Raw genomic sequence first — 5,316 nt, 5'->3', positions numbered from 1 at the left:
AAATCCTCCGTTGCTCAAACCCCAAAATCTGTCCGATGGGTGCTGACGTTAGACACCCCAGGTTTCACATTAAACATCCGCTGCCATCAGTTTTGGCGACGAAAACAAACTCTCACAATTTACTACTTCCAAGTGGAGCACCGCATATGAACGATATCTGGGGAAATCTGGGGCAGAACCGAGCAGCTACCTGTGAGCGAAAAATAGTTTCTCTGTTCCAAGACACCGAGCGTTTTGATCGATTTTCGGCCGAAGCTGACGACATGCTTCTCGACTACTCCAAAACCAACATTGATGAACAAGCGCACAACCTTCTGATAAAATTGGCTGAATCAACGCAAGTTGCCGAAAAACGCGATGCTATGTTTGAAGGCCGCCCGATAAACTTGACTGAAACTCGTTCCGTCCTTCACACAGCCTTGCGTAGCAATGAAGTCGAGCCATTGTTCGTTCAAGGTGTCGATGTGCGGCCGGGTATCGTATCGACCTTAAAAAGAATGGAACAGTTTGCGAACGACATTCGATTTGGCAGGGTGACTGGAGCGAATGGTCAAGCATTCACGGATATTGTCAATATAGGTATCGGTGGGTCCGATCTTGGCCCTGCCATGTCCACGTTGGCGCTAAGACCCTATCACGATGGCCCACGATGCCATTTTGTCTCAAACGTAGATGGTGCGCATGTTTCAGATACTTTGCGCGCTCTGGATCCAAGCAAGACCCTGGTCATTATCGCTTCAAAGACATTCACCACAATCGAAACCATGACCAATGCAGAGACAGCAATCAACTGGCTGCGCAATAGCGTTGGAGAAGAAGCACATTTGCATCTAGCCGCGGTTTCTACTGCTCTGAATAAGACGTCGGAGATTGGTATCACACCTGAACGTGTCTTCGGGTTTGAAGACTGGGTGGGAGGTCGCTATTCGCTCTGGGGACCCGTGGGTTTGCCGATAATGTTGGCAATTGGTGCCAACCAATTCCGCCAGTTTCTTGCCGGCGGGTTCGCGATGGACCAACATTTCAAAAATGCTCCGTTGGCAAGAAACCTGCCGGTTTTATTGGGGCTGGTTGGAATATGGCACCGCAATATTTGTGATTATCAAACCCGAGCAGTTCTTCCATATGATCAACGTTTGCAACGCCTGCCAGCTTACCTTCAGCAGCTGGACATGGAAAGCAATGGAAAACGAGTGGCAATTGATGGGGCGACCCTTAATCGGAAATCCGGTCCGGTGGTATGGGGGGAGCCCGGTACCAACGGGCAACATGCGTTTTTTCAACTTTTGCATCAGGGAACCGAGGTTGTACCAGCTGAATTTCTGATCGCAGCCACCGGTCACGAGGGCGATTTGTCGAACCATCATGAGCTTCTCAAAGCCAATTGCTTGGCACAGTCCGAAGCATTGATGGTGGGACGTAGTTTCGAAGAAGCGGAAACAATCGCATCAAAGCTTGGATTTACCGGTGCGGAGTTACAGAAACAGGCGTCGCACCGAACTTTCCCGGGAAATCGTCCCTCCATCACCATCAGTTACCCCAAGCTGACACCGTTTACGCTTGGCCAGGTAATCGCTCTTTTCGAGCATAGAGTGTTTGTTGAAGGTGCGATCTGGGACATTAATCCCTTTGATCAATGGGGAGTGGAACTCGGAAAAGAGCTGGCAAATACACTTTTGCCAATGGTGAAGGGCGCATCCTGCAAAGGAAAAGACGGATCAACTCAAGGTCTAATCCGGCACTTGAGTAAGCTTGGAACTGTTTGAAAATTGATTTGATGACTTTTTTCGGATTTGTTTCACGAGATACGACCTCGAGTTGTACCTTTGGTTCAGTTTGAATGAGTGTTGAGAACGCTGAGAGCTTGTTCTTCTCTGGTCTGCTCACAGGCTCACAACGAAACCTCTTATCGGACTTTGAAGCTCGCTAAGGATCTGCAATGCCGATAAGCTAAATTATGCTAAATAGCCGGGCAAACTGATGTTGCTAAGTTCCTGGTTGTTGCCGCACTAAGTTCTTTCCAAAACCGTCACGCAACCACTGATTTCCTCAAAACCAGAAAAGTCATCATACCCAACGGTGGAAGAGGTTTTTGCTCTACGACAGCAAAGGCATCCTCTTGCAGAACCGATTCGATCTCGAAATCGGAATGCCAGCCGATTGTATTCGCCAGCGGGGCAAAAACCCGTTCCAGCGAGGAAAGCAGCCCCCGCTTTCGTTGGAAGTGGTTGGTAATTACCACTCTACCACCTGGTTTGCAGACCCTCGCAATTTCCGACATGACCCTTTCCGGTTCCGGAACCACCGACAGCACATGCATCGCCGCAATCGTGTCGAAATGGTTGTCTGGAAAGTCGAGCGTACGGGCATCCATTTGCCGCAGCTCGACGACATGGCTCAGCGAAAGATCTCTTACCTTGTTGCGCGCCTTTTGCAGCATGTCTTCGCTGAAATCGATCCCTGTCACCTGCATCTCGGGCTTGTAGTGTTCCAGTGACAGACCGGTGCCCACACCGACCTCCAGTACTTTGCCCGGGAATCTATTGATATAGTCAACCGCTTGCTGCCGCCCGCCACTGGTGACGGCCCCAAAAGTCTTGTCATAGACGGGCGCCCATCGAGCGTACGAAGTTTGAACGGCTTTGATGTCCATTTTGAGTCCTTAACGATTAGAATGTACTTCCTTGTCGAACCACGCCCAGGCAACCATTCCCACATACGCGAAACAAAGTAAGATCAGCGTGACCCACGGAAAGGTCAGCATCGCCGCGCCAACAACAGCGACCCCAATTAGAAAGAACTTTGCGTTCTCGCGTGAGATCCGAGTCGTCTTGAAAGACCAAGTCTGTATCCGGCTGATGAGCAGAAGACCGATGACCACCATGTAAAGACAAATCAATATGCCGGGCAGCAAAGGGGCGTCTGCAAAGGCAAAGGACAGATACATTGGTAACATGACCAGTACCGCCCCCGCAGGGGCCGGGACACCCTCAAAAAATGCACTGTTCTGATCGCAGGTTTCGGATTTGCTACCCACATTGAAACGGGCAAGACGCATGACGCAGCATGACGCAAAAAACAGGACAGCAAGCCAAGCCGCGCTTCGAATATCCTGCAGGGCCCAAAAATAGAGAACGAGCGGTGGGGCTACTCCGAAATTCAGAAAATCTGCGAGTGAATCAAGTTCTGCTCCGATTTTGCTGTCACTGCTGAGCAGGCGTGCGATACGGCCATCCAATCCATCCAGCACACAGGCGGCAATGATGAGCTGCACTGCTAGCACGTAGTTGCCCTGTACGCCAAATCTGATCGCGGACATGCCCGCACATATAGCTGTAATGGTTAGCGCGTTGGGCAACAAATTGATTAGCGCAAATCCGGTCTCGTCCTGTTCTGAAGGTTCTGCCACTGATCCAGCTACCTACGTTTCTTCAGATGAATTTAGTTTGGCGAGAATGGTCTCTCCAGCAATCATCGTCTGCCCAACACGCACTTGTGGGTCCACGCCTTCAGGAAGATAAACATCCAGCCGAGACCCGAAGCGGATCAAACCAAATCGTTCTCCGGTTTGCATCGCATCACCAGATTTCGTAAAGCAAACGATCCGTCTGGCCACAAGGCCGGCAATCTGGACGACAGCCAAATCCTGACCGTTCGTCATGCGAATTCGCAGACTGTTGCGCTCGTTATCGGCACTGGCCTTGTCCAAGGATGCATTGAAGAACTTTCCGGGGCGGTAGGCAACGTTAGTAATCTCACCTTCAATGGGAATCCGGTTCACGTGACAGTTGAAGACACTCATGAACACGCTGACACGGGTGAGAGGTGTGAGCGGCATCCCAAGTTCAGGTGGCGGTACGGCCGCTTCGATCAGCGAAACCACACCGTCCGCGGGGCTGACGATCAGCCCGTCTTCTAACGGAGGCACGCGTTCCGGGTCGCGAAAGAAATAGTAGCACCAAATCGTGAGGCCAACGCCAATCCAACCAAGAAAATCGGATAACAGAAACAGTCCGACTGTTATTGCAGCAAAGATTGCGACAAACCGAATACCTTCTGGATGCATCGGCTTGATGAACGTATCGCGCATGCGCATCGCAAACTTTCCCTTAGGTCAATTGACGCCACTTTCATAAGTGGATTACTCGGGAACGCAAGTACGACGAGTGAAGACGGTTCATTCATTGATATATCTGATCCACACGCTTTGATCCCGGTTGAGCCCGAGTTTTTCAATAATCTCTTCAGCGTTCAAATTGAAGTCCTTGGCAAGGTTTTGGACCTGAACCGCCCGAAAGCTATCCAAGTTCCGCGCTGTCCGACCTTCTTCGAAGGTGATCAACTCGTGTGATCTTCCAGACCAATGGACGATCCCGCCACAAAGGGTCTGTCGTTCGACATCAACCAGTTCGGCGACGGGATCAGCAAAAAAATCGGTCCATTTGAGGAGACCTGCACTGACCGCCCGAGCGACTGCTTGTTCGGTTGTCTGGCTTTTGAGCTTGGTTTCAATCGAAGCAATCAGCGCATCCACCGTTCCGGACGAGAAGCCCATCTGGCTGGCGATGACAGGCGGAATCAAGCCGGATGCAAGCATCTTCAACACACCCATCTCCTGATCAGAGAGCGCATCCGAACGAAAGTTGAAACTCGTGCCAATGACATCGAGCGCGAGCAGATGCAGGATCTGTGCTTCATGACGCAGGGCAGAGAGGATTCTTGCGACCAAAGCGTCCCACTCGAAGCGGGACAGATTGGACGTGATTGTAAAGACACCACGCTCGCCAAACGGGTTGATCACCGGAATGGAAAGACCGTTCTGACCCACACCAAACCTTCTGGCAGCATCGAATAGTGGCGCATGTTCGCTCTGCCTGTCGAACACATTCCAGTCGATAGGAGCGATCATGGTGACGCCAAACCGAATAACAGGATCAACCGTTACCAGGTTGTTATCAACGTAATGTCTGACCCACTCACCTGTGAACGTGGTACAACCGTGGACAATGTTGTGATGTTTGTCGATATGGGCATAGGACGCATTCTCCAGTCCGAACCTGGAGCAAATTCCTGAAGACGCGCCTCCCCGGTTTGCTTGAAATCCAGCTCAGACCTGCCAATATCCGCGATTTTCATTGATCGTCTTTCTATTCTGTCTTGTCGTCCGAGCGGAATAAACCTTCTGGTACAAGAGCAACATTGGGGAAATCCCTTAGCTAACGACAACGTGAGTATGTCTTTGTAAAAAAAACGAAATTGGACGTGTCGCGGTTTGATGCCGCTCCTTTGATAGCATTTATTGCAGCAAAGGAGATG

General features: G+C 50.8%; 5 protein-coding genes. 1 reads left to right on the top strand and 4 read right to left on the bottom strand.

What is annotated here, in order from left to right:
- Window positions 1–146: 146 nt before the first annotated feature.
- Window positions 147–1,766, top strand: coding sequence for a glucose-6-phosphate isomerase (gene pgi, locus I9182_RS20290; protein WP_209599472.1), 1,620 nt, complete (start codon window positions 147–149; stop codon window positions 1,764–1,766).
- A 263-nt stretch (window positions 1,767–2,029) separates the two neighbouring features.
- On the opposite strand, the gene I9182_RS20285 is transcribed toward pgi, so the two are convergent.
- The 4 genes from I9182_RS20285 to I9182_RS20625 all read right to left on the bottom strand — a co-directional run bounded on the left by I9182_RS20285 (window position 2,030) and on the right by I9182_RS20625 (window position 5,068).
- Window positions 2,030–2,653, bottom strand: coding sequence for a class I SAM-dependent methyltransferase (locus I9182_RS20285; RefSeq protein WP_209599471.1), 624 nt, complete (start codon window positions 2,651–2,653; stop codon window positions 2,030–2,032).
- Between the two features lie 9 nt (window positions 2,654–2,662).
- Window positions 2,663–3,409 carry a CDP-diacylglycerol--serine O-phosphatidyltransferase gene (gene pssA / locus I9182_RS20280; protein WP_209599470.1) on the bottom strand — a complete coding sequence of 249 codons (747 nt, stop codon included), beginning with the start codon at window positions 3,407–3,409 and terminating at the stop codon, window positions 2,663–2,665.
- Between the two features lie 12 nt (window positions 3,410–3,421).
- The gene (locus tag I9182_RS20275; RefSeq protein ID WP_209599469.1) at window positions 3,422–4,096 is read right to left on the bottom strand and encodes a phosphatidylserine decarboxylase; all 675 of its coding nucleotides are present in this window, start codon (window positions 4,094–4,096) and stop codon (window positions 3,422–3,424) included.
- 81 nt (window positions 4,097–4,177) lie between these two features.
- Window positions 4,178–5,068, bottom strand: a complete 891-nt coding sequence (locus I9182_RS20625; RefSeq protein ID WP_348540418.1) for an autoinducer binding domain-containing protein — start codon at window positions 5,066–5,068, stop codon at window positions 4,178–4,180.
- Window positions 5,069–5,316: the final 248 nt, after the last annotated feature.

This window comes from Ruegeria sp. HKCCSP351 (assembly GCF_017872535.1).
In the GTDB taxonomy this organism is placed as follows: Bacteria; Pseudomonadota; Alphaproteobacteria; order Rhodobacterales; family Rhodobacteraceae; genus Ruegeria.
This window is presented reverse-complemented; position numbering and strand designations above follow the sequence as displayed.